Consider the following 26,378-nt stretch of genomic DNA (forward strand, 5'->3'; position numbering starts at 1 on the left):
ACCGATTTTAGCAGCGTATTTATCACTCTATTGATCACGTTATTGATTACTTTTTAATAACGTTAATATCTTCTTAAAGTTTAAAGGAAAGCACATGAGCGCCAACGTAGACGTAAACAACCGCCCAGATTACGACCAAGTCATCCAAGATATTGCTGACTACGTGATCGATTATAAAGTCAGTAGCCAAGAAGCGATCGATACCGCTCGTAACTGCCTAATGGACACCCTTGGCTGTGGCTTACTCGCCCTACGCTTCCCAGAATGTACAAAACATTTGGGCCCTGTTGTGCAAGGCACAATAGTACCGAATGGCGCACGAGTTCCTGGCACTTCTTTGTCTCTCGACCCAGTCAAAGCGGCTTGGGACATTGGCTGTATTATTCGCTGGCTTGATTACAACGACACTTGGTTGGCGGCAGAATGGGGACACCCTTCGGACAACCTAGGCGGCATTTTGGCAGTAGCCGATCACTTGTCTCAAGTTCGTCTATCGAATGGTGAAGCGCCGCTAACCATGCGTGAAGTACTAGAAGCCATGGTCATGGCCCATGAGATCCAAGGCGTTATCGCGCTTGAAAACTCCTTTAACCGCGTGGGTTTGTGTCACGTGCTGTTAGTAAGAGTCGCTTCGGTAGCCGTTGTCACCAAAATGATGGGCGGCGACCGCGAGCAAATCATGGCCGCCATCTCTCAAGCTTGGGTCGATGGCTCTGCACTACGCACCTACCGCCATGCGCCAAATGCAGGTTCTCGTAAATCTTGGGCGGCCGGCGACGCTACCTCTCGTGCTGTACGCTTAGCAGACATGTCGATGCGTGGCGAAATGGGCATTCCAAGTGTGCTAACCGCGCCACAATGGGGCTTTTATGATGTGTCTTTCTCGAAAACAAACAAAGACCAAGCGCTAAAACCAGAAGCCGAGCGTCAGCTCTCTTTCTCTCAAGATTACGGCACTTATGTAATGGAGAATATCTTATTTAAGATTTCTTTCCCTGCTGAGTTCCACGCTCAAACCGCAGCAGAAGCCGCGGTCACTTTGCACCCTCAAGTCAAAGACCGCTTGGCCGAAATCGATAAAATCGTCATTCGTACTCATGAGTCTGCGATTCGCATCATTTCAAAATCTGGCCCATTAGCCAATGCGGCCGACCGAGACCATTGCTTGCAATACATGGCCGCTGTGCCATTAGCCTTTGGTAACTTAATCGCTGAGCATTACGAAGATGACTTCCATGCCACGCACCCGATCATTGATGAGCTGCGTGAAAAAATGGAAATCGTTGAAGACAAACGTTTCACGGCAGAATATTTAGAAGCCGACAAGCGTTCCATTGCCAATGCGATTCAAGTCTTCTTCAAAGACGGCAGCAGCACGGAAGAAGTGGTTGTGGAATACCCTGTCGGCCATCGCCGTCGTCGTGAAGAAGGCATTCCTTTATTGGAGCAGAAGTTTAAAAACAACTTGGCAACGCGCTTCCCTAGCCGCCAATGCCAAACTATCTTCAGCCTTTGTAAAGATCAAGCGACACTAGAACAAACACCGGTAAACCGCTTTATGGATTTGTTCGTTATCGCCTAACTGACGGCCTTGATGCTTAGGCTCAGGTCTCACCCGTCACCATAAGTGGCTATAGCACAAAATAGCCAAAGCACTTAATGGCCAAAAGCACTTATTCCGATAAGTGCTTTTTTGTTTATTGGCTCTGCCTCATGGTCACAGTATCATACGCTGACCATGAGGAGATTTTATGCATTCATCTGACAACCACCGCCACTGTTTTCTATTAAAAGGATCTGTTCATGAGGTGTTGTCGGATTTTTTACGGCTCTGTGAGCAGCTCACAGAGCCGCTTATTTGTGCTCATGACATTACGCACTATCAGCAACTTGCCTCGTCACAAAACACATCGTTTCGAACCTGCACTTTTAAACAAGCGCGCCAAGAACTTGGCAGCAGCCATGATGCGATTTTGGTGGATTTAACCCATGGTGTGTCGGCAAGCGCCCTTGCTATTTTAGCGGGTACCGTACGTGGCAATGGCGTGTTTGCCATCGCCTTACCTGAGGGCGACTGGCTGTCTATCGTCGATCAAGATTTACCTCGTTACTTGCCTTGGCCTTATGAAAGCAAACAAATCGACTCAAGCTTTAAACGCTTTTTGTTGGCGCGTCTGGAAAGTGGCACGTCGCCTTTTACGGCCATTTCAAGTAAACGTCACTCGCCTCACCAAACACCTTTACCTGCCTTGGATTGTCTTAATGAAAATGCCCCATTAACTCAAGAGCAAACGGCGGCACAAGCTTGTTTACTAGATCTAAAAGCCAAGTCCTATGTACTGATTGCTCCTCGCGGTCGAGGCAAATCAACACTACTCGGTGATAGCCTTGCCAAGCTGCAGCAAGCCGGTAAAAAGGTCGCTTTAACCGCCGCCAATCAAACCGCCATTACGACCTTAAAAAAACGCTATGAAAGCCTTGTTGCAGAATCTGACTTCGAGTTCCCTTTCATTGCCCCTGACGCCTTACTCTCGACGGGCGCTCATTGGGATGTTCTGCTGGTCGATGAAGCCTCAAGTATTCCGCTTCCTATGCTCATAGCGCTCAATGAAAAAGCCGACCATTGCCTTTTTAGCACCACAGATTATGGCTACGAAGGCGCAGGGAAAGGCTTTGGCATCCGCTTTTGTGCCCACTTAGAAAGTCAATCCGATCATCAGCGACGACCACTGGAGCGGCTCATTTTACGCCGTCCTATTCGGTGGGGGGAAAATGACCCACTGGAAAACTGGATCAATGATTGTTTCTTTTTAGCGCCAGAACCCAACACAGAAACCCCATGCTCGGTGCTTAATAACGATCCATTTTATGCTGAATACCGTGCCATCAAGGGAGCCGAATGGCTATCGCAGGCGACTCTCTTATCGCAAACGTTTCAACTCTTGGTCAGCGCGCACTACCAAACCTCTCCTGATAACTTACGTTGGGTACTTGATGATCCATCGGTTTCAACGTATTTATCGATGCAAGACAACCGTCTTCATAGCGTGGCAATTGTCACGGAAGAAGGGTCGCTACCGGATGAGCTCAGTGTTGCCGTGCTGCAAGGCACGCGCCGACCTCGTGGTCATTTGATACCACAATCTTTATTGGCTCATGAAGGCATAGAAGACGCAGGACAATATCGTTATTGGCGCATCAGCCGTATCGCGACGCAAGCCAATGAGCAAAACAAAGGACTGGCCAGTAAACTGCTGAACCACTTAGAAACACGCGCTAAAAGCACCATTGCAAGTGAACGTTGTGACTTTCTTAGCACCAGTTTTGCGGCTTCCCCAGAGGTGGTGACGTTTTGGCTCAAGAATGGGTTTGTCCCAGTACGCCTTGGCACCACTAAAGATCAGGCCAGCGGCAGTTACTCATTGATGATGGTAAAACCGCTGACAGACGAAGCTCGACAACAAGCGTCTCGCTGGCATCGGGGGTATTTGGCCAATCTTGCGATCAATTTGCCCCGAGATTACGCCGATATCGATGCTGAACTCGCCCTTAAACTCACAACCTCATGTCTAAATGAGACTTATCATAATATCGCGGCATGCCCGCAAGACTTGACTGAAAAAGACAATAAAGACCTTAGCCTGTTTGTCTATCACCACCGACCTTATCTCACCATACGCGCACAACTTACGCGGCTGGTGGTCAGCAAAATCAGCCATCATCAACTAACCACAACGCATCCAGATTACCCTCTGCTACACGCTGTTATTAGTCAACCAGCCAACCGAATAGACTTCTCAGCCTTTCATTTAAACACCAAGAAACAAGTTGATAAGCACTTAAAGTCTGTCATTAAAGGCTTGATAGATTAATGCATTAAAGCTTCACCCTTAAAAATGAGCGAAAGCTCACCCACCAGAATATCCAAAATGGGTGAAATACCACCCAAAAAACCCTCTCATTCTTTTCTACAACCAACCAAAAATACAATATATTACTTATAAATCATAACGTTAAGTCTAATATTAAAGAATTGGCACAAAATGTGTAATAAGTAATGCAGCAATGTTACTTATTAACCTTGTTATCCGACTAACAAAGATTAGTCGAGCAACAATAATAATTATTTAGTTTTGGAGTCCAAGAACAATGAAAAAACTCAATTTAGTCCTGACCACTCTCGCCCTTACTTTTTCTGCCGGAACCGCTTTTGCCGCTTCCGCTTGTGATCCAGGTGAACGCGTTGTTAAATTTAGCCACGTGACTGGTGGTACAACTCACCCTAAAGTTGTCGCAGCTAATAACTTCGCAGATCGCATAAACAAAGAAATGAACGGCAAATTGTGTGTCGTTGTTTACCCAAACTCAACTCTATTCGGTGACTCCAAAGAGCTTGAAGCCCTACTATTAGGCGATGTTCAATTACTTGCTCCTTCTTTAGCTAAATTTGGTTCTTACACACCTAAATATGGTGTTTTTGATCTACCGTTTATCTTTAAAGACATGGACCAAGCCATTCGCTTTACCAAAACACCTGAAGGTAAAGACTTGTTGATGGCAATGAAAGACAACGCTGGGTTCGTTGGCTTAGGTTATTGGATGTCTGGCATGAAATACTTCTCTGCCAATAAAAAATTGATTCTACCTAGCGATGCTGAAGGTTTGAAATTCCGCGTACAAACCTCAGATGTTGCAAAAGCAATGATTACAGCAATGGGTGCATCACCACAAGCGATGGCATTTTCTGAAGTATATGGCGCATTGCAAACAGGTGTCGTAGATGGCCAAGAAAATACTTGGTCTAACATTTACACGAAAAAATTCTACGAAGTACAAGACAGCATCACAGAAACGAACCACCAGTTGTTAGCGTACTTGTTCATGACGTCACAGGACTTTTTAGACAGTCTTTCACCAGCAGATCGCGCGCAATTCCTAGCCATTGCTGATGAAGTCACTCAAGAAGCTAACGAATCGGTTAAAGCAAAAGAAGCGGCTAACCGCGCCAATATCCTAAAAGCAGGTGGCAAGATCAATACGTTGACCCCAGAACAGCGTCAAATTTGGGTTGATACGATGAAACCTGTATGGAAGAAATTCCAAGGCGATATCGGTGAAAACATCATTAACGCAGCTGCTGGCGCGTAATTAATAGCTCAAGACTCAGTAAGAACTGGCCTAACTAGGCCAGTTCTTACTAAATTAAGTGACTCGCTTTCTTTATAACCTTTTCGCAAAGAATAAGCCTCTCCCACTTTACTCGTTAGCGCTGCGCTTTATATTTGTTCAGGAGACACCCAATGGCATATTGGCCACATATATATTTACTGATTTTCATCCTCGTGCTTTGGGCATTGGAAAAATGCTTTCCAGCGGTGATGGAACGAGCAGAAGAAAACCTACTTATCCTCGTTATTTCATCGATTATGGTGGTCTCATTTGGTCAAGTTATTGCACGCTACGGTTTTAATACTGGCTGGGACGCGGCATTAGAATTTAATACCATCGCTTTCTCTTGGTTAATCCTTCTTGGTATGAGCTATGGCATCAAAACGGGGATTCATCTTGGGGTCGACATCGTTCTTAATGCCGTGCCTAAACCGATATCGAAAGCGCTATCTTTGTTCGGTGCTTTCGCGGCCATTATGTACGGCCTTATTCTTCTTGATTCCACTTGGTTAGCTTTATTAGGAGTGGACGCTCGCGGTGGTGCTATCGAATATTGGGCGAAAATGTTCAAAATTGGCATTGGCACTGAAGAACTTCGTTATCCTGTTTTTATGCAAGACATGTTTGATTTACGCCCACGCGTTCAACGCTGGTTAGTGTTGGTCATTTTACCTATTAGTTTAGCCATGCTCTCTCTCCGCTCTTTGCAGGCCTTTATCGATATCGCACGTGGTAAACGTGACATGTTGATCAGTGGTCATGAAGCACAAGAACTGGTCAAAGAACACAAAGACGCCTTAAAAGACTAGCCGAGTTAGGAGCTTACTGTGGAAGCGATTATTTTATTTGTTTTAGTACTAGCGATGCTGTTTATCGGTATTCCTGTTGGTATTTCGCTGGGCTTATCGTCCATTCTATTTATTACATTTTTCTCCCATGACTCTTTGTCATCGGTTGCTATTTCCCTGTTTGGGGCGGGTCAACATTATACTTTGTTGGCCATCCCTTTTTTCATTCTCGCCTCGTCTTACATGTCGACAGGCGGTGTTGCAAAGCGCTTGATCAACTTCGCCATTGCCAGTGTCGGACACTTTCGCGGTGGTTTAGCCATGGCTTCTGTGTTGGCTTGTATGATGTTCGCAGCCTTGTCTGGTTCATCACCAGCAACGGTAGTCGCTATTGGTAGTATCGCGATCGTTGGTATGCAGCAGGTCGGTTACTCAAAAGAGTTTGCTTCCGGCATCATCGCGAACGCAGGTACCTTGGGCATTTTGATTCCGCCTTCTATCGTGATGGTGGTTTATTCCGCGGCAACAGATGTGTCTGTTGGTCGTATGTTCTTGGCGGGTGTCATTCCTGGGCTATTAGCTGGCAGCATGCTGATGTTGGCAATCTATGTTGTCGCACGCATTAAGAACCTACCTGCCGAAGAGTGGAAAGGCTTTGGTAATCTCGTGCGTGGCGGTAAAGAAGCGGGCTGGGGCTTGTTCCTTGTCGTCATCATCATGGGAGGAATTTACGGTGGTGTATTTACACCAACGGAAGCCGCGGTTGTGGCCGCCATTTATTCCATTTTTGTCGCTCTATTTATCTACCGTGATATGGGGCCTCTAAAAGGCGAAACTTGGACGAAAGACAGCGACACATCTCATGCTCGTGTTGGCTTTAATGGCACAGTGTACGGTGTGTCTTTTTTCCTTGTTTGGGAAATCATGTCGTTCTTTGCTCTCGCTGGTAGCGAAACAATAACAGGCGGTGACCGTGCTCTTTGGGGAGCGGTTATGTCGGTGGTTTTGGCCGTGTTCTATGTTTATAAACGTTCGTCAAAATTAGAACAATCCATTGGCACATGCTTAATCGCAGGCTTGCCTATTTGGAGCCGTAACCTTTCTCTTATGTTACGTGGTTTCTTCCCTGCCTTATTTGGTGATGAGTCTCGTAAAGTCATGTTGGAAGGGACTAAAACCACCATCATGCTGATGTTTATCATCGCTAACGCTTTGTTGTTTGCCCACACACTGTCGTCTGAACGTATCCCTCAGATGATCACTGAATGGATGTTGGGAGCTGGCTTTAACTGGTTTACTTTCTTAATCGCAGTCAATATCTTGCTGTTGATTGGTGGTCAGTTTATGGAGCCATCAGGTCTGTTAGTCATTGTGGCACCTGTGGTTTTCCCAATCGCGATGAAACTAGGTGTCGATCCTATCCACCTCGGTATCATCATGGTGGTTAACATGGAAATCGGTATGATTACCCCACCAATTGGTTTGAACCTATTCGTGACATCCGGTATCACAGGTATGAGTTTGGCTCGTGTTGTTAAAGCCGCAATGCCATTTGTACTTGTTTTGATGGTGTTCCTAGTATTGGTGACTTACATCCCTGCTCTTTCTACTATGCTGCCATACAGCATTATGGGCCCAGAGATTGTTCACTAAACCATACATGAGTTTCAGAACAGAATAGTATTATTCGATTTTGGCGTCCTTAGGGGCGCTTTTTTTTGGCTATGATAAAGTAGATTCATGCTTCTTTATTTCTGACTAGGTCAATAAGTTTCACATTATTAACTATCATGCTTTTATCTAAAAATACCCCTTCTAGCATTCGCCCCTGATTCAGAGTGGTGGTAATTGTCCTCTTCTTTACAAATTGATAGCAACTACGATTATTAGGTCAAGAGTACACTCTAACTAACCACCCTAAAAAGGAGCCTTTGATGTTTTCAGCCCGATCATTTTGCCATACCGCACTAATCACAGCGGGATTAACCTGTGCGATGAGCGCACTTGCAGCAGACCATATTGTCAGTACGAAATACGGTGATGTAAAAGTAAATAACAATATAAAACGTATTGTTACCTTGTATGAAGGAGCTTTGGACATCAGCTACGCATTAGAGGTTGAACCTGTTGGTGCTATTGCGGCACCCAACAGCGATATGGCGCCCACCTATTTTGGCGATCAAACAAAAGGCATCAATATTGTAGGGACAACTCATAACATAAACCTCAAAGCCGTGGCAGCGGCGCATCCTGATGTCATTTTAGCGCCGACTAGCCTATCGGCTGATGAATATAAGTTGCTGTCAAAAATTGCACCAACCATTGTGCCAAAATTAAATGCCCATGCCTCATCATCCTGGGAGGACGACACTCGACTATTCGGTAAAGTCTTTAACAAATCACAAGAAGCCAAAGCCGTCATTGATAATATTCATGATCGTGAGGCCGACATTAAAAACATCGTTGAAGTGAAAGTGCCGAATACGCAACTTAGCACTTCTGTTATTCACTGGACGCCACAAGGCGCGCTTATTATGTCTTCTAACACCTTCGCTAATAGCGTTTTAGAAAGCACTGGGTTTAAGGCAAATGATGATAATTTGGTAAAAAAAGGTAGCTTGTATAGCGGCCCATTAGATCTTAAAAAACTAGCAAAAATTGATAGTAATTGGTTGTTCCTAGCAACGCCTAATGTAGACAGCAAGAAAGCCTTAAAAACAGTGGAAAAAACGACTGTTTTCACACAAATAAATGCGATAAAAAAAGGCCATGTTATTCCTGTTAGTAGCCAAGTTTGGACTGACAGTTCAGGTCCAATTGCAGCAAATATTGTTCTAGATGATATCCAAAACCTACTGGATAATCATATTTCCTACCCAGAATAATCTCTCCCTATAAGAAGATGCTATCTGTTGATAGATTCAACTTGGCGATCAAATACACAAAAATGCCAGCGATCGTGCTGGCATTTTTGCGCCTGACGGCTATCCAAATAGAGACTAAACAACGACGCTAAAGCCTTCGAACTTTGGTGGCCCAAGGTAGACCCCTTTTGATGAGCCTGCGTTGGCGTGGGCTTTCTTGAAAGCCTCAGATTGGGTCCAGTCTCGAAATGCTTGCTCACTTTCCCAAATAGTATGAGAGGCGAACAGCGAGCACTCTTCATCAGTCGCGCCTTTGAGTAAGTGAAACTCTTTGAAACCAGGCACATCTTTTAAGTGTGTATCACGGTTGCGCCAAATATCGGTAAACTCTTCTTCACGATCTAACGCAATACGAAAACGGTTCATTGCAATGTACATAGTGTCTCCTAAAAATAGTGATTAGCAACGAGATCATCATAGATAACAACTTACTGAACGGGAGTAAAATCGATCTTAGAAAATAGGTTACTTACTCCCAAACTTTACCCTTTATTGACGACTGCCTGTGTTCAGCATAGTTAAGCACGGCTGTACCTTCCCTCGTACCTTTAACATACAACTGTCTATAAAAGTGTAAATGTCGAATAGGGGCTTCTCTAAATCATTTATTTTTGTTTCCATGAAAGAAAACGAGCAAAAAGGATTTTAAACATGATCAAACGAACACATTGGCGACCAATTTTTATTATTGCACCACTTTGCTTAGCCAGCTCCCTGTCTTTGGCAACAGGGCAAGCTGCGGACTCCGTTGCTCCAGAGGCGGCAAGTGCTCTACAAACCAAAAAACTCGCCCATGCCCAACACTTCATGATATCAACCGCTAACCCTGTCGCTTCCAAAATAGGCTATGACATTCTCAAAGCCGGTGGTTCTGCGGCCGATGCTTACGTTGCAGTACAAATGGCATTAGGCTTGGTTGAACCTCAATCTTCTGGTTTAGGTGGCGGTGCCTTCGCCGTATATTACGATGCGAAAAAACATAAGCTCACAACCTTTGATGCACGAGAAACCGCCCCATTAGAAGCCACGCCTGAGCTATTTCAAGACAGTAACGGTAAGCCTCTTAAATTTTATGACGCCGTCGTCGGCGGACGCTCTGTTGGCACACCTGGCACCGTAAAACTGTTGGGCGAGCTCCATGATCGTTACGGGAAAATGCCCTGGAAAGACTTATTAGCACCAGCGACCACATTAGCGCAAGACGGCTTTATTGTGTCGCCACGTTTGGCTGGAGAACTTGCTGATAGCAAAAAAAGCTTGGCTCGTTATCCGCAAACTAAAGCGTACTTTTTTAATCCTGATGGCACCACCAGACAAGCGGGGCAACGCCTTAAAAATATCCCTTACGCGGAAACCTTATTGATGCTATCTACCTATGGCGCCGACTCTTTCTACACCGGACAAATTGGTAAAGATATCGTCTCTAAAGTACGTGGCGCCACCGACAATCCAGGTGTCCTGTCCGACAAAGATATCACTAGCTATAAAGTAAAAGAGCGCACTCCTGTGTGCCTTCCTTACAAAGGTTATGACGTTTGTGGTATGGGGCCACCAAGCTCTGGCGCACTAACGGTAGGGCAAATATTAGGCATAACAAGCCATTTCGATCTGACCAAAATGGGGCCGAAATCACCAGAAGCATGGCAAATCATTGGCGATGCATCACGTCTAGCATTTGCTGATCGTGGACGTTATATGGCTGATACAGATTTTGTTCCTATGCCACAAGGCTTGTTAGATGCTGACTATTTGAAAGCACGCGCCAAACTTATTACACCAGGTAAAGCACTGAAAACAGCTGAGCCCGGCAACCCTGCATGGCGTCATCCCATTGCTGAAGCCGATGACCAATCCATTGAGTTTCCTTGTACTAGTCATATTTCCATCGTTGATAAAGAAGGCAATGCCATTTCTGTGACAACGACCATTGAACATGGTTTTGGCTCAACGCTAATGACACACGGCTTTTTACTCAACAACGAACTCACTGACTTTTCCTTTAAGTCTTATCAAGATGGTCGTCCCATTGCCAATCGTGTAGAGCCGGGTAAACGTCCTCGATCTTCCATGTCGCCTACTATTGTCATGAAAGAAGGTAAACCTTATTTGGTTGTTGGTTCACCTGGTGGATCTCGCATTATTGGTTATGTTGCAAAAACACTGATCGCGACTCTCGATTGGGGAATGAACATTCAACAAGCTATTTCATTACCAAACAGTGTCAACCGCTTTGGTAAGTTTGAATTAGAAAAAGGCACTTCTGCGGTTCAGTTGAAACAACCTTTAGAAAAAATGGGATTCAAAGTCTCCGTGAGTGATATGAATTCAGGCATTCAAGGGATCGAGATTCGTAATGGTCAATTAACCGGCGGCGCAGACCCAAGACGTGAAGGGTTAGTATTAGGCGATTAGAACAAGATTAATCCCTATTCTCTTAGTGGCTTAAACGCTTAACAACATCATGATCACTCATGTAAAAACGCCCTTGTGCTGAAGTATCTAGCAAGGGCGTTTTTGATCAACTTCTGCCAGTAACTTCCTAATACTTGTAGCCCCCAAATTTTAGAGTGAATGATATTTAATATTTTGAAAACTTTACGTTATGTTATAACATATTAAAAAATAACTTTCGTCTTCCGTATTAATGACACTCCAGTCACATTATTGGGCTCCATATGAACGAACACTCTTCTACCCTCCTATCCACAAAAAAACTTCCTGTCACTGTCCTTTCCGGCTTTCTGGGTGCAGGTAAAACCACGTTGTTAAATCATATTCTTAATAATCGTGAAGGCCGACGTGTTGCTGTAATCGTGAATGATATGAGCGAGGTAAATATTGATGCCGCTCTTGTTAGAGAAGGCAGTGCTGAACTATCAAGAACCGATGAAAAGCTGGTTGAAATGAGCAATGGCTGTATTTGCTGTACGTTACGAGAAGATCTTTTACTTGAAGTAGAACGCCTTGCTAAAGAAGGCAAGTTTGATCAACTCGTAATTGAGTCAACAGGGATATCTGAGCCTTTACCTGTCGCTGAAACCTTCACCTTTGAAGGTGAAGACGGACGCTGCCTCAACGAAGTCGCCCAGCTCGATACCATGGTCACTGTGGTTGATGCTCTTAACTTTTTGCGTGATTACAGCAGCCAAGATGACTTACAAGAAAGAGGTGAATCGTTAGGAGAAGAAGACGATAGGACTGTCGTTGACTTATTAATTGAACAAATTGAATTCTGCGATGTGATGGTGATCAACAAAATTGACCTCGTCAGTGAAGAAGATCGTAATCAATTAATCGCCATTCTTCGCAGCTTGAACCCTAGAGCAAAAATAGAAATGGCTAAATTTGGTCAAGTCCCTCTTGATCGATTACTGAATACTGGCTTGTTTGATTTCGAAGAAGCTTCATTAGCGCCCGCATGGTTACAAGAAATTCGTGGTTCACACACACCTGAGACAGAAGAATATGGTATTAGCAGCTTTGTGTATTCTGCTCGCAGACCATTTCATCCTAATCGTTTTTACCAACTAGTAAACCAGGATTGGCCTGGCGTGATCCGTTCCAAAGGGTACTTTTGGCTAGGCTGCGCACCTGCAGAAGCAGGAACTTGGTCACAAGCGGGGGCTGCTGCAAGGCACGGACCGGCTGGACATTGGTGGGCATCTATCCCTAAATCAGACTGGCCGACTGATATCGAATCCCTATCGTTAATTGAAGAAAAGTGGGACGAAAACGTCGGTGATGCTCGACAAGAATTGGTCTTGATCGGCATAAACATGGACGAAAAGACACTGCGCGTTTCGCTCGATTCGTGCTTGTTAACAGATGAAGAGATGGCACAAGGCCCTGCGATATGGGAAACATGGCCGAACCCTTTCCCTGAATGGGGTTAATTTCCATTGCGCTCTTGAAAAGCCCCCATTTCTTTAAAAGTAACAGATAAGGACTCAATACAATGAATGAAGTACTACCGGATGTTTCTATCAGTGACCTTGCTATTCACCAGTTCCCTTTAGAATGGGTTGGGATGCAAGGAATAGATTTACCCATCGTGATATCTGAAGGTCAGTATAAAAAAGAGCTTCATGCTAAAGCAGATATACAGGTCAACCTGCCATCAGCGCATATAAAAGGCATACATATGTCTCGGCTGTATACCTTATTAGGGGAGCTAACAGAAGGCCACGCACTCTCTCCAGATCGTATCGAAGCCGCATTAAAAAGTATGATAGACACACACCAAGACTGCCATACAGACAGCGCTAGATTACACCTTGCCTTTAATTTACTGGCTAAACGACCTGCTTTGCTCACCGAAAAAATGGGTGGTTGGAGATCGTATCCCATCTGTATTGACGCTCATATCACCAAGCAAGGCTTTCACATCCGTACCACAGCCACCGTAGAATACTCCTCAACGTGCCCTTGCTCTGCCGCTCTTACACGGCAATTAGTAGAACAAGGTTTCTTAGAAAGCTTTCCGGAAAATGCTCCAATGTCCCGACAAAGCGTGGCGCAATGGTTGCGAAAGAATGCCACATTGGCCACCCCACATAGCCAGCGTAGTGAGGCGAAAGTCTCCGTCGAAATAACACACGATGCGGCTAATTTATCTCTTCTCGCGTTGATTAATAATGTAGAGCAAGCATTGCAAACACCATTGCAAACCGCAGTAAAAAGAGCCGATGAACAAGCCTTTGCAGCTCTTAACGGTCAAAACTTAATGTTTGTTGAAGACGCAGCACGTCGTATTCAAGCACAACTTCATGGCACTTTTATCAACCCTAGCGTTCATGTTCGGCACTTAGAAAGCTTACATCCTCATGATGCGGTGGCGTGGTCGCATCCAGTAAGTGCGTAAACGGTCACATTGTCTGTCATTATTTAAGCAATTTACATCTAAAAAAAAGGTTATTTATTATGATCCGTAAAAATCCACGTGGTGATCTACCACAGGTTCACCCCAGCGCATTTGTTGATCCTACCGCTATTTTATGTGGTTTGGTCATCGTCGAAGAAAATGTCTTTATTGGCCCTTATGCAGTCATTCGTGCTGATGAAATGGACATAAATGGGCACATTGATCCTATCATTATTGGCGCGCATTCTAATATTCAAGATGGCGTGGTGATTCATTCCAAATCAGGTGAAAAAGTCGTCATTGGACAACGCACTTCTATTGCCCATCGTGCAATTATTCATGGTCCTTGTACCATAGGAAATGGTGTGTTTATTGGTTTTAATAGCGTGCTATTCAACTGCCAAGTAGATGATGGCTGTGTTGTAAGGTACAACGCTGTGGTAGACGGTTGCCATTTACCAGCAGGCTTTTATGTTCGCTCTACTGAACGTATTGGTGCTGATACCGATATCGATTCGATGCCACAGGTGTCTGCTGATGCCAGCGAATTTTCTGAAGATGTAGCGCGTACTAATAATGAATTTGTCAGCGGTTATAAACGTATTCAGAACGAATTTTAGTCAGCCACGTAGAATATAACGCATCAGATACAAGGGTGCCTTTGCTAACTATTAGCTGGGCACTTTTCAATATGATGTGTTTATCACTTGAGCCTATATGCGACTAACGCTGGCGGCAAGAAATTATTCATGTAAGGATGGGGAAGATAAATAATAGGTTTTATAACGCTAATGAATATTAACCATTCGAACACACTTTTATTGTCTGGTTATCATGCATTGAATAGCCATTTCGATCTGATCTTTTAACATCATACAAGGCGGCATCAGCCGTTTTTAGCGCCGTTTCAAGCCCATGAGTATTATATTGCTCAATAAAAGATACACCAATACTGACGGTGAATGAATAATGTTGTCCCTCAATTTCTACCATACTAGAACGCACTCGTTCCAATATCGTGTCTATCATTTTCTGCAGCTCAATTGAGTTAATTTGCTTAAAAAAGACGCCAAATTCATCACCACCTAAACGGCCAACAATACCTAACGGATTAATAACATCGAGTAATATTGAAGAGAATTCAACAAGTACCTTATCGCCACCAGCATGGCCGAATTGATCGTTTACCAATTTTAAATCATCGAGATCTAATACCAAAACAACCGGTTTTAGCTGTTTCTGATCAGTAGATAATATTGATAGTGCCAACTCACTTTCTTTATAAAAATACCCACGGTTGTATGCGCTGGTTAAGCTATCAATGGACGCTAACTTCGCCATTTTCACTTCTAATCGATCTATTTGAAAGAAAAGTCCAACCAAATACCAAGAGAGTAAAGGCGTCACTAAAAAGGTAATAATTGTGATAACAATAATGTCTTGTTCTAGAACATAAACAAAATCGAGTGATTCCACTATGATGTAATTAAGCACATAGGCAAGTAAAGCAGATAAAACAGTCAGTAGCGCAACTAAACCAAATCGGCCTAATTTACGAAGGGCCATTCTAGTTAATGCAGTCATTTGACCTCCAGAAGAGATAAACAATCGCTATTAAAAAGCTAACATCCATTTCCTATAACCTATCATCTACTAATGCATTAAACAGTATCAAGTGTTGCTATCAAGAACAATAGATAACCTTTATGAATACTATAAGAAAGTTTGATCTAGCGCTTATTGTTTGAAGATATCTTTATCTAATCCATATTTTCGCATTTTGTCATAGAGTGTTTTTCGTGGCAGGCCTAACGCATCCATTGTTCCTTTTATTGACCCTTTTTGGCGTAGTAACTCTTGCTCTAATAACGTTTTTTCAAAGCGCTCCATCTGCTCTGGTAACGTCATCACGCCAGGATTATTTTCATTCGTGATAATATCATCAAACTCAAATGACCCAGCCTCTCCCATTAATACATAGCGTTCGGCAAGATTACGTAATTCTCTAACATTACCCGGCCAATCGTAGCTCAGTAAGCTATGCATGCGAGCCGCAGATAAAAGTTCTGATTCACGTTTATATTGTGCTGTTGCAACCAAACAAAAGTGCTGCCATAGCAAAGAAATATCATCCTTACGATCACGCAATGGCGGAATATCTACGCGCACGACATTCAACCGATAATAAAGATCTTCTCGAAAAGCGCCACTCTCACTAAGTTGCTTAAGATCAACCTTAGTGGCGGCCAGTATTCGTAAATCAAGATCAATGCTCACATTAGAACCGAGTCGCTCTACACGACGCTCTTCTAAAACTCGCAATAAACGAATTTGCATAGACATCGGCATACTTTCAATTTCGTCCAGAAATAAGGTGCCACCATTCGCATGTTCTAATTTACCAATACGTCGATTCTTCGCATCGGTAAAAGCACCTTTTTCATGGCCAAATAGTTCTGACTCCATAATAGAATCAGGTACAGCACCACAGTTAATAGCCACAAAAGTATGATTGCGACGAGAGCTATGCTCATGAACAAAACGCGCGACTAACTCTTTACCAGTACCGGTTTCTCCTTGAACAAGGATATCTGCGCCAGTATCCGCCACACGCAATAAGGCTTGCCTCAATCTATGTATACCTGGTGTGTTACCAATAATTCGAGGGCCGGGCGCATTTTGGGCAGCAAGCTCTAAGCGTAAGTTACGATTCTCTAACGTTAACTGTCGTTTTTCACTCGCGCGACGAACTACCTCTAAAAAATCTTCATTGGAAAATGGTTTAGCAATAAAGTCGTAGGCGCCATCTCGAATTGCATTCACTGCCATGCTGATATCGCCATGGCCGGTAATCAAAATAAAAGGGATTTCCGCATCAATTTTTTTTACTTCTTCAAACAGCTCTAAGCCGCTTTTTCCCGGCAAGTTGATATCGCTAATGATAACGCCAGACCAGTCAATGGATAAGCGCTCAACGACTCCCTTCGCACTGGCGCATTCAATGACATCGAAGTCTTCTAATTGCAGTGTTTGAGAAATAGCCATGCGAACGGCTTGCTCATCATCAATCAAAATAATCTGATTGCTGTCTGACATTAGGACTCCCCTTTACGATTCAAAGATGCTTGATAGCGCGGTAGCGTAACACAAAATTCTGCTCCACCTTCAGCTTGGTTTTTAGCGAGTATTTGGCCACCCATTGCCTCAACGATGCGCTGGCTAATGGATAAACCTAACCCCAATCCAGCCCCGGAGGGTTTAGAAGTGAAAAAAGGCTCAAACAAATGCTTAATCGCGTCTTCACTCAAGCCATCGCCTGAATCTTTAATATAAATAGAGACCTCTTTCTCACTCGCCATTTGCTGAATAATCACACGTTTAATGGCTGGATCATTTTCTAAAATAGCGTCTGCTGCATTGGCTAACAAGTTGACTAATACCTGCTCTAAAAACACCATGTCACCATTAACAATCAGCCCTTCATCACCGTCTGGTAACAAGAGTTCAATTCCCACTTCTTTATAGCGCGTTTCCATGATGTGTAACGCGCCTTTAATCGCGGTAAAAACGGCAATGGGTGCGGGCTGAACATCGCCCTTACGAGCAAACACTTTAAAGCGAGCAATAATGTCTCCCATGTGATGACCAAGCTGACTAATATGCTGTAAGTTTGCATAGGCTTGCTGATAATTTTCTCGATCTAAAAATTTTAGACCATTATCAGCAAAGGCTCTAATAGCGGTAAGCGGTTGATTAAGTTCATGATTAATCCCAGCACTAAGCTGTCCTAACACAGCAAGTTTAGCTGTCTGAATAAGCTCTCGTTGCGTGCCTTTGTGCTCTTCTATTTCTTGGCGTAACAAAGTATTGGCATTTTCTAACTCAAATGTTCTTTCACGAACACGCTCTTCCAATGCATTACGTGCCTGTGTAATTTCTTGCTCATAACGCTTACGCTCTGTCATATCGTGAAACGTTACTAAATAGCTGCGACGATTAGGCAATTGCATTTCAGACAAGGTCATCTCGACTGCAATAGGCTGACTCTGTGAGTAGCATAACGCCCCTTCCATAGTGATCACCTTAGCGCCAAGCCCATCGGTATCAAGAGAAACAACTTGTCCTTGTTGTGCCTCTTCTACGGCTTCATCAAGTGGTTTGAAAAGCACGCTTAACGGCTCTCCAACTAAAGGTGATAATGGCTGCCCCATCAAATTTTCAATCGCAGGGTTAAATGATTCTATTCGATGAGCGGCATCCAAGGTCACCAAACCTGCTTGCGTATTTTGGATTACTTCTCGAATGTACGCTTGATTATGACGCGTCATCTCATTCGCATCGAAACGTTCGCGCAACATGCGAGTACGTAACATAGCCAAACCAAACAGCAAGACGGTAATGGTGACGCCACCCGCAAAAATTGCTCGCCATAAGGCGATCTCTTCATTAATGGTTTTTAGTGGGGCTAAAATAGAAACTTGAAAGTTGAGTAACTGAATCGGTCGCGTTACTTGTAAGTAAGTATGGCGATATAGCAACGTTTTATGATTGGGCCTAATGACATTATCTAATATATCAACAATGCGCGTTTTTTCATCCAATGGCTTACTATAAACAATGGCCAGCTTTTGTATTTCTTTGCCGTTATAACGCTGACTTTGTGCAATACGTTGTAGTTCTTGATGAGAAAGCTCACCTAATAAGTGATATAGCCAATCAGAACGCGAGCTACTAAATACGATGCCATCTGGATCGATTAGCAAAAATTCATAACTTTGATTATTAAAACGTTTTTCGAACTGCGTTAAATCAACTTTAACAACGGCTACGCCAATAATTTTTTTGCCATCGTAAACAGGATATGAAAAATAGTAGCCTCGACGTTTAGACGTCGTCCCTAGAGCATAATAACGACCCGCTTTGCCCTGCATCGCATCCTGAAAATAAGGTCTAAAAGAAAAGTTATTACCCACGAAACTGGTGTTCTTTTGGTAATTTGACGCCGCTATGGTTAAACCATCGGCATTAATAATGTAGCTGTCTGATGCTTCTGTAATTCGGTTGATTTGTTCTAATTCACGATCTAACTGTTTTATATCTTCTGGAGTGCCATTACGTAAGGCTTTCTTCACCCGATCATTAGACGCTAATAAAGTTGGCATGTTTTGATACTTAGCAATGGCACCTTCAAGCACATTCGCTAACTGATCTAATTGTTCGTGTGTGCTCATACGCAAATTTTTAACTTGCTGGGCACGAAGCGCATCTCCTCCTTTCCAAATTGCTAACAGAGCAAGCAAAAAAATAAAAAAGAAAAACAAAATCAATCTTTTACGAATGATATTTAAAATTGGCAAAAGAATATTAATATTGATTTTTCCGTTCAAATGAAAATCCAAAAAGCGTGAGTGTATAGTTGTGTTTTTCTTAATACAGGCAAGTGACAGTTGCAGCACCTAAATATCTAATCATACGCTAACTGTATAATCATTAGTTAAATGGAGCGACGCAAAAAGACCTAGTATATTTATCCACAGACAAGGCGTTCAGAATGCTATGTGGATATTAACGTGAATTATCTACAGGATTTGTACTGAATAAAACACATTAAAGCGGTTCAGTGGATAAAAGTCCGACTCAGAAAGGGCAATTAAGCTCTTTGATGGGCAAAAGAAAGCGGCATAGTACTGTCTTTTAACATCCATGATGTTGATCAATATACTGTTATTTAATCGCTATTCCACTCTCTCCATTCACTTTGTGAAACCATGCTTTCTTAAAGGCACAACATGGATCAAATGAATGTTATAGTATAACGTGATAATTCGATTCCTCGGTGAGAGGCATGTCGAATAACACCCCTGCTATCGCTTTTATAGATTTTCTTGGTAGTGGCAATATCATAATAAAACAGAGACTTTTGGCTTTATGAAAGACATCAAAAACGTTTTCCGCAACCTAGAAAAGCTGCTGAGAAACGCAAGCTGGTTTGACGATGGCTGGGAGATATACAACCGTGGCCCTTACCTACAACTTTACAAATCAAGCTGGCATAATCACAACCAAGGCGGCATTCATTTTGAAACCTACATTGAAGCACCTCAAATTAAGCAGAAGTCTTTTCCCATCTGCATGCACGCCGAAGAAGATTGTCCATCTCAGCCAGAGTTTATTGACAAGTTTCTAGCCCTTGAAAGCGGTCGTATAAAAAGTTGGAAAGGCTACCAAACCATTGGTAAGGGTTACCATATTTGTGAACGTACGCTTCCCCTTAACTTCAAGAATTTGGAACAACGCATCTTTGAAGAACTTAACCGACTGCGCCAGCTTGAAAATGGTGTTGAGCAAGCACTAAACGACGTCAACGGAGCGCCTGAATGGTAAAGCGTCAGAAAAGTCCCTGTATTGATCTTTGTGATTTTTCTGGACCAAAAGGATGGTGCTTAGGGTGCGCCCGCACTCGCCCAGAATGCAGTCAATGGAAAAACATGAAACCCTACGATAAAAATATTCTTGAAAAGGCACTGACCAAACGAATGAACCAAATCAAGAACGGTTAATAAACATTGTCATTGTTATCAGCAGGGAGATACGCCCAACTCAGAAAGGGCAATTAAGCCCTTTGGTGGGCAAAAGAAATCACGGCGTCTATGTGCTTCTGCTCACACAGCAACATCAGCAATCGATCAACGCCCAAGGCAACACCAGCACACTCTGGTAAACCCGCATGAAGAGCACTGATCAGGCGTTCATCGAACTGACGATCTACCAAGCCAAGATCTTGCCTAGCGTGCTTATCTTCATCAAAACGTTGTTGCTGTTCTTGTGCATCGGTTAGCTCATGGTAGCCATTGGCTAACTCCATACCTTGCCAATACAATTCAAATCGCGCTGCGACAGACTGGCCTTTTTCATCTTGATAAATCTTTGCCAAGGCGGCTTGTGTCGTCGGGTAGTCGTGGATAAAACAAGGAGACTGTTGACCAATCGCGGGCTCAACCACAGTAGAGAAAATCAACTCTAGTAACGTGTCTCTGTCTTCTTCTTGGCGTCCGTATTCCGTGTGTTTATGAGCACATTCTTGCAACTGGCTAAGCGACGCGGTGAACGGGTCTAATTCGAGATGACGAAGAAAAGCATCTTGGTAACTCAAGCGCTCACATTGCAAATTATCAAGCGGTAAGACACTCGCCAACAGCTGCTCGACTTCGTCCATTAATTGCCAATGATCAAAGCCTACTCGATACCATTCCAACATAGTAAATTCGATACTGTGGCGACGGCCAATTTCTTCCGCTCGAAACACCTTACCTAATTGATAAATCGAGCCAGAGCCCGCGCACAGCAAGCGTTTCATCGCGTATTCTGGAGAGGTTTGCAGGTAATAAGTCAGCGCTTTACCAAGTGAATGAGTATGACTGGTCAAGACTTCGATATGAGGGTCTGTGATGCTGGCTAATGACAAACAAGGGGTATCCACCTCCATCACATTTCTGGCACTAAAAAAATCGCGGATGGTGGAAAATAACTGGGCGCGCTTTTGCAAGGTCACCATATCCGCACTGGGTTGCCACAAGGATGCATCGTACATAAAAAGGCTCTGTTAAATAAAACACATCATAACAAAATCACTTCTTCATAGCGGGGGAAATACTAAAAATAGTGCTTTTAGGCTTCTGCTATTTCGCGTACTTCGGATTCAGTCACGACCTTATCTCGCCCTCTTGCTTTAGCAAAATACATACACCGGTCGGCTCTTCTTATGAGGTCAGAAAAGGAGTCTTGCGCGTTCTGTACAGCAACGCCTGAACTTATCGTAATAGTAAAGTGCTCTGTGTCGGAGTAATGAAAAACATGCTCAGCAGTAGCACGCCTTACTTTCTCTGCAAACATTCGACTCTCTTCTTCAGAGGCATACAGCAAGGCTATAATTTCTTCTCCCCCATAACGAAACACGTCTTTGTGGGGCAGCAGCTCTTTTTGGATAATGCTGCTGATTGCGGACAATACAATATCGCCATAATCATGGCCGTATTGGTCGTTTACTTTTTTGAATAAATCGATATCAAAAAATATGACAGAGAGCGGTTTTGTGTGTTTTTCTTTTAGCATCCGAGGGCCCATTTCATCCAAATAACTGCGTCGATAAAGACGCGTCAATCGATCGAAAATAGCCACATTTCTTAGGTCTGTCATATACCGTCGGGATAGACGTAGACTGACAAAAACACTTAATGAAAACAAACCGATAATGACGAGCAAGCCAATATATATTTGACTCAAAATCTCACGATTCAAATCACTCACATACAGCCCAGTACCCACAATCCATCCCCATGGTTTGAACAACGCAACATAACTGAGTTTTTGGGCTAACACCTCGTCATCAGGATTTGACCAATAATAAGACACAAAACCTGTACCGCTCTGCTGGGTAGTGGATATAAATGACCGCACAAAGAACTTACCGTCTTTGTCTTTAGCGTTGATTAAGGACTTACCCACGCTACTCTTATTGTAGGGGTGCATGACCATTATCCCTTCGGTATTAAGCACCCAAAAATAACCATGACCTGAATACTTAAGCTTCTCTACATACGCTAAAAACTGATGCTGGGCTTCTTCTTTGGTGAGCGTACCGTCGAGGGAGTCTTGATACATTTCTTGCATTAGACTCATGACGGTATCCACTTGGGAGTGAATTAGAATTTTTCGTTCTTTGAGTATTGAACTATAAAGATGCCAAACAATAACCAGCAGCAAGATAAGCATGCTGATAAAACTAACAAGAGAAAGCGTTAGCATGTGCTTTTTAAATTTAGAATAACGCATCAAAAACATACCAGTTCAGCAAACTCTGAGGTCCAAAAACACCTGGTTCATAGTTTGCCCTACTCAATAGGAAAAACTGATTTCGATGGGTAATCCTAGCCCATAAAAAACAGTTTTTAAATAATGGAAGCGTCATTAAAAACACTTCATTCCTATTTTAACATAGCCCTTCTGATGCGCGGGGAGATAACTTCTACTTTTTTGTTATTTAATGGTATTTCTTATCCAAAATGACGTAATAAAAGGTAAAAATCTCGTAACGGTATTACATTTTCATCAAACTTCGAATATGGCTGAACGCACATCGCCCTAATGCATCCAAGTGATAGCCCCCTTCTAACACTGACACAATGCGCCCTTGGCAGTGCCTATCCGCGACATCAATAAGTTGTTCTGTTATCCACTGAAAATCACCGTCTTCTAAACGAAGCTGCCCCATAGGGTCAGACTTATGCGCGTCAAATCCAGCCGAAATCATAATTATCTCAGGTTGAAACAATTCTAATCGAGGTAAAAGCGTATCGCTTATGACAGAACGAAAAACATCACTGCCCGTACCAGCATCAAGCGGCATATGAAGAATGTTGTCATGAGAGGCTCCAGGATCGGCATAAGGATAAAAGGGATGCTGATAACTAGACGCGTAAAGCACGGAGGTATCTGATTTAAAAATGTCTTCTGTTCCATTACCGTGATGTACATCAAAATCGACAATAGCGACACGCTTCAAGCCATAATGTTGTACCGCATGCTTAGCGCCCACGGCAATATTATTGAAAAAGCAAAAGCCCATTGCTCGATCACTTTCAGCATGGTGACCCGGCGGCCTGACGGCACAAAAGGCGTTATCCATTTTACCATTCATCACCAAATCAACCCCTTGAATTACGGCACCAGAGGCATGAGTTGCCGCTTCTAAGGTGTGGGGCATTAGTAACGTTTCTGGTTCAATTTCGACATGTCCTTGTGCTGGATTTTTAGCGAAGATTGACCTTACATAATCTGCATCATGAGCAGCGGATAACTGCTCTAGAGTCGCTGGAACAGCCTCTATATGACGAAGATAATCGAGCAATTGACCAGCAATCAAACGATCATGAATCACACCTAAACGCTTTGGTGATTCTGGATGATCCTCGCCCATATTGTGTTTGTCACAATGATAGTGAGTAATGTACGCTGTTGTCATCTTGATTCCGTCCGTTATTATTTTTAGCTTAACGTATTAACTTATAGCCTAAACATATTGACTTTACGCTGAGCTAAATCAAAACATACTCAATGTAAAATACGCTATCCTACTATGGTCTACTGGTGTGATCTACTTGCCCAAATTGGGCGTGTCTTTTAAAGGAGATTCTCTGTGTCTCAACATGCTTTGCAACCCCTTTTAGCCCCTTCTTCTGTGGTCGTCCTTACCGGTCAAGACCCAGATGACTCCATTCTTATGGCGCTATTGCATTCATTAAGCAAGCTCAAAGATCACCTCACTTTAGTCGGCGTCACCCCAAAATGGAAAGACAGCACCACTTCGATCACGCAATTATCTACACTCAGTGAACTCGATAAAAGCTACGATTTAGCGATTCTTGCAGGCAAAACAACTCAGCCCATGGGTGAAATAATCGCAGCCTGTGGACAAGCGGGTATTCATTCTTTGCTGATGTTGTCTTGGAGCGGCGAGGCGTCAAACGATATTCAGCAACACTTAAGACAACATAATGTTCGCCTTATTGGTCCCAACAGTTTTGGTATTTGTCGACCCAAACAAAGGTTTTCAGCTTGGCTTGGGCTCACTCACCCACTCCCAGGTAGACTGGCATTAATGTCTCAATCTGGCACAGTCGCCAGCGCACTCGTCGATTGGGCAAGCTGGCAAGGTATCGGCTTTTCACAAGTCATTGCTATGGGATCGCCAGTGGATGTGATGCCATCGCAAATACTCGACTTTCTATCCAATGATTTTGAAAGCCAAGCCATCTTGATGTATTTACAAAGCGTTGGGCAACCTACCCGATTCCTTAGCAGCTTGCGCGCTGCCAGTCGCAGTAAACCTGTCGCAGTAGTCACTGAACACAACCTTGGTGCTGATCCTCGAGTCCTTGATGCGGCGTTAAGCCGAACCGGTGCTGTGCGTGGTCGTCGCTTAAACGATTTAATCGGTGCCGCTTCTGTAATGACCAATGCCCGACGCATTAAAGAAGGCGCCTTGATGATCATTGGCAATGGCGCTGGGCCAGGAGAATTAGCCGCACAACGTGCCGCAGAGCTTAATCTGTCGCTGCTGGAGCCTGAAGAAACCTTACGCAAACAACTGGAAGAAATTGTCGATCACCGTGGACACATTGGTCCTGTCAGTACCGTGTGGGCCAGTTGTGCCAGCGATGTGTTCGTGGACCTTGCACAAACGGCACTAAGCAATAAGTCCTGTGGCGCAGTGTTACTCATGTTAAGCCCTACGGCGTTAATTGACCTATCGTCGTTTTATGAACAAGTTATTGAGCTACACCGAAAACAGAAAAAGCTCATCATGGTGTGCTTGCTTGGCGGTGGTGATATTGTCACGATGCGAACGCGTATTAATGAAGCAGGCATCCCCACTTTTCGCACCCCAGAAACCGCCATTGAAGGGTTTCAATTCTTAGAACAATTCCAAAGAAATCAGCGACTTGCAAAACAGTCGCCTGACAGTAACGCCGCCAGCGAACAAGTGAATGTAGAACAGGCAAGAATGCAGCTTCAAGCCTTTTTACGACAAGACAAGAAGCAACTTAATGCTGTCGATTTCGCTCCTATTCTGGCTTTATTTCATCTAAGCCTAGCGAACTTCCATCGATCTCAAAGCGTCATTAACGCCGCATTGCATGTGCGTATCTTTCGCGATCCTGTCTTTGGTACTGCGATTGGTTTGGCATTAGGCGGCTCAGATCAGGGCTCTGCGCAAAAAAGTGAAGTTGTCGGCTTACCACCGCTGAATACGTTACTGGCACGGGATCTTATTTCTCAATTATTACCACTTGGGAATTACCCACAAATAGAAGCCTTACTATTGAATATCTCAAGCTTGGCCTGTGAGTTACCCGAATGCCAAACGCTGCAACTAAGTAAACTCTACATCGACAAATACGACTGTTTGACCGGTGAAGTATCTGCAACTCTTGCTCCTTGCCCAAATGTACGACGCTACGAACATTTAGCGATCCAACCTTATCCTCGTCAATGGGTAAGCACTCTAACGCTTCGAGATGGCAGTAGCATTACCGTTCGTCCAGTGCGTCCTGAAGACTCTTCAATGATTGCGGACTTTGTCCGTGGCATGTCAAAAGAAACGCGTTATTTACGCTTTATTTCAAACATTGAAGAACTGACCCCTCGCATGCTCTCGACCATGTCACATATCGATTACGATCGCGAAATGGCGTTCATGGCGGTACAAGAGATTGATGGCAAAGAACACTTAATAGGCACATCTCGGTACATTGATAATTTTGATGATCAAAGCTGCGAATTTGCCGTCGTATTAGACGATACTTTTCAAGGACAAGGGTTAGCTTCTTATCTAATGAAACAGCTTTTTTTAGCCGCTGCTGATAAAGGCATTCGTGTTATGAAAGGTATTGTACTGGCCGAAAATAAACGCATGATTACTTTCTGCAAACATCTAGGCTTCACTATCACAAGAGACCCAGATGACATTGGCCAAGTCATCGCAACACTCAAATTAACAGATGGTTTTGTCACCGCACTGCATTCAAAAAAATAACAAGAAACACAATACATAAAAAAGCTCGACACGCCTAAATT

General features: G+C 43.6%; 20 protein-coding genes. 13 read left to right on the forward strand and 7 right to left on the reverse strand.

What is annotated here, in order from left to right:
- Positions 1-94 precede the first annotated feature (94 nt).
- The 6 genes from prpD (at position 95) to V6259_RS07045 (ending at position 8,842) form a co-directional block, all read left to right on the forward strand.
- A complete protein-coding gene (prpD, locus tag V6259_RS07020) occupies positions 95-1,582 on the forward strand; it encodes a 2-methylcitrate dehydratase (protein WP_341583947.1) in 1,488 nt (495 codons plus the stop codon).
- Between the two features lie 169 nt (positions 1,583-1,751).
- Entirely contained in the window at positions 1,752-3,872 is a 2,121-nt protein-coding gene (locus V6259_RS07025; protein ID WP_341583948.1) for a tRNA(Met) cytidine acetyltransferase TmcA, read from the forward strand.
- Between the two features lie 277 nt (positions 3,873-4,149).
- Positions 4,150-5,148, forward strand: a complete 999-nt coding sequence (locus V6259_RS07030; RefSeq protein WP_341583950.1) for a TRAP transporter substrate-binding protein — start codon at positions 4,150-4,152, stop codon at positions 5,146-5,148.
- 152 nt (positions 5,149-5,300) lie between these two features.
- Positions 5,301-5,978: a TRAP transporter small permease gene (locus tag V6259_RS07035; protein ID WP_133012838.1), complete on the forward strand. Its 678-nt coding sequence runs from the start codon at positions 5,301-5,303 to the stop codon at positions 5,976-5,978.
- A gap of 18 nt (positions 5,979-5,996) precedes the next feature.
- Positions 5,997-7,610: a TRAP transporter large permease gene (locus V6259_RS07040; RefSeq protein WP_341583952.1), complete on the forward strand. Its 1,614-nt coding sequence runs from the start codon at positions 5,997-5,999 to the stop codon at positions 7,608-7,610.
- A gap of 281 nt (positions 7,611-7,891) precedes the next feature.
- Positions 7,892-8,842, forward strand: coding sequence for an iron-siderophore ABC transporter substrate-binding protein (locus V6259_RS07045; protein ID WP_341583954.1), 951 nt, complete (start codon positions 7,892-7,894; stop codon positions 8,840-8,842).
- 114 nt (positions 8,843-8,956) lie between these two features.
- On the opposite strand, the gene V6259_RS07050 is transcribed toward V6259_RS07045, so the two are convergent.
- Entirely contained in the window at positions 8,957-9,259 is a 303-nt protein-coding gene (locus V6259_RS07050) for an antibiotic biosynthesis monooxygenase family protein (RefSeq protein ID WP_341583956.1), read from the reverse strand.
- Positions 9,260-9,532: 273 nt separating this feature from the next.
- Between V6259_RS07050 and ggt the strand changes: the two genes are divergently transcribed.
- From ggt to V6259_RS07070, 4 genes are all read left to right on the forward strand, one after another.
- Entirely contained in the window at positions 9,533-11,293 is a 1,761-nt protein-coding gene (gene ggt / locus V6259_RS07055; RefSeq protein ID WP_341583958.1) for a gamma-glutamyltransferase, read from the forward strand.
- Positions 11,294-11,556: 263 nt separating this feature from the next.
- Positions 11,557-12,774 carry a zinc metallochaperone GTPase ZigA gene (gene zigA / locus V6259_RS07060; protein ID WP_341583960.1) on the forward strand — a complete coding sequence of 406 codons (1,218 nt, stop codon included), beginning with the start codon at positions 11,557-11,559 and terminating at the stop codon, positions 12,772-12,774.
- 62 nt (positions 12,775-12,836) lie between these two features.
- Positions 12,837-13,742 (forward strand): GTP cyclohydrolase FolE2, encoded by a 906-nt coding sequence (folE2, locus tag V6259_RS07065; RefSeq protein ID WP_341583962.1) that lies wholly within the window; start codon positions 12,837-12,839, stop codon positions 13,740-13,742.
- Positions 13,743-13,801: 59 nt separating this feature from the next.
- Positions 13,802-14,362: a gamma carbonic anhydrase family protein gene (locus tag V6259_RS07070; protein WP_341583964.1), complete on the forward strand. Its 561-nt coding sequence runs from the start codon at positions 13,802-13,804 to the stop codon at positions 14,360-14,362.
- 178 nt (positions 14,363-14,540) lie between these two features.
- On the opposite strand, the gene V6259_RS07075 is transcribed toward V6259_RS07070, so the two are convergent.
- The 3 genes from V6259_RS07075 to V6259_RS07085 all read right to left on the reverse strand — a co-directional run bounded on the left by V6259_RS07075 (position 14,541) and on the right by V6259_RS07085 (position 19,129).
- Complete coding sequence (locus tag V6259_RS07075) at positions 14,541-15,326, reverse strand: GGDEF domain-containing protein (protein ID WP_341583966.1); 786 nt, start codon at positions 15,324-15,326, stop codon at positions 14,541-14,543.
- 153 nt (positions 15,327-15,479) lie between these two features.
- On the reverse strand, positions 15,480-16,838 hold the full coding sequence (locus V6259_RS07080) for a sigma-54-dependent transcriptional regulator (RefSeq protein WP_133012847.1): 1,359 nt from the start codon (positions 16,836-16,838) through the stop codon (positions 15,480-15,482).
- Positions 16,838-19,129 (reverse strand): ATP-binding protein, encoded by a 2,292-nt coding sequence (locus V6259_RS07085; protein WP_341583968.1) that lies wholly within the window; start codon positions 19,127-19,129, stop codon positions 16,838-16,840. Before V6259_RS07085 ends, V6259_RS07080 begins: the two co-directional genes overlap by 1 nt.
- A 541-nt stretch (positions 19,130-19,670) precedes the next feature.
- On the opposite strand from V6259_RS07085, the gene V6259_RS07090 reads away from it, so the two are divergent.
- Together V6259_RS07090 and V6259_RS07095 are read left to right on the forward strand one after the other, a co-directional pair.
- Positions 19,671-20,126 (forward strand): hypothetical protein, encoded by a 456-nt coding sequence (locus tag V6259_RS07090; protein ID WP_341583970.1) that lies wholly within the window; start codon positions 19,671-19,673, stop codon positions 20,124-20,126.
- Positions 20,120-20,302, forward strand: a complete 183-nt coding sequence (locus V6259_RS07095) for a DUF1289 domain-containing protein (RefSeq protein WP_341583972.1) — start codon at positions 20,120-20,122, stop codon at positions 20,300-20,302. The genes V6259_RS07090 and V6259_RS07095 overlap by 7 nt, the downstream gene beginning before the upstream one ends.
- 53 nt (positions 20,303-20,355) lie before the next feature.
- Here V6259_RS07095 and epmA read toward each other — a convergent pair whose 3' ends face one another.
- From epmA to V6259_RS07110, 3 genes are all read right to left on the reverse strand, one after another.
- The gene (epmA, locus tag V6259_RS07100; RefSeq protein ID WP_341583974.1) at positions 20,356-21,333 is read right to left on the reverse strand and encodes an EF-P lysine aminoacylase EpmA; all 978 of its coding nucleotides are present in this window, start codon (positions 21,331-21,333) and stop codon (positions 20,356-20,358) included.
- A 77-nt stretch (positions 21,334-21,410) separates the two neighbouring features.
- Positions 21,411-22,574 carry a cache domain-containing protein gene (locus tag V6259_RS07105; RefSeq protein WP_341583975.1) on the reverse strand — a complete coding sequence of 388 codons (1,164 nt, stop codon included), beginning with the start codon at positions 22,572-22,574 and terminating at the stop codon, positions 21,411-21,413.
- A gap of 265 nt (positions 22,575-22,839) precedes the next feature.
- A complete protein-coding gene (locus tag V6259_RS07110) occupies positions 22,840-23,763 on the reverse strand; it encodes a histone deacetylase family protein (RefSeq protein WP_341583977.1) in 924 nt (307 codons plus the stop codon).
- 174 nt (positions 23,764-23,937) lie between these two features.
- Here V6259_RS07110 and V6259_RS07115 point away from each other — a divergent pair, with 174 nt between their 5' ends.
- Positions 23,938-26,337 carry a bifunctional acetate--CoA ligase family protein/GNAT family N-acetyltransferase gene (locus V6259_RS07115; protein ID WP_341583978.1) on the forward strand — a complete coding sequence of 800 codons (2,400 nt, stop codon included), beginning with the start codon at positions 23,938-23,940 and terminating at the stop codon, positions 26,335-26,337.
- Positions 26,338-26,378: the final 41 nt, after the last annotated feature.

It is taken from the genome of Marinomonas sp. TI.3.20, from assembly GCF_038155025.1.
Classification (GTDB): domain Bacteria; phylum Pseudomonadota; class Gammaproteobacteria; order Pseudomonadales; family Marinomonadaceae; genus Marinomonas; species Marinomonas flavescens.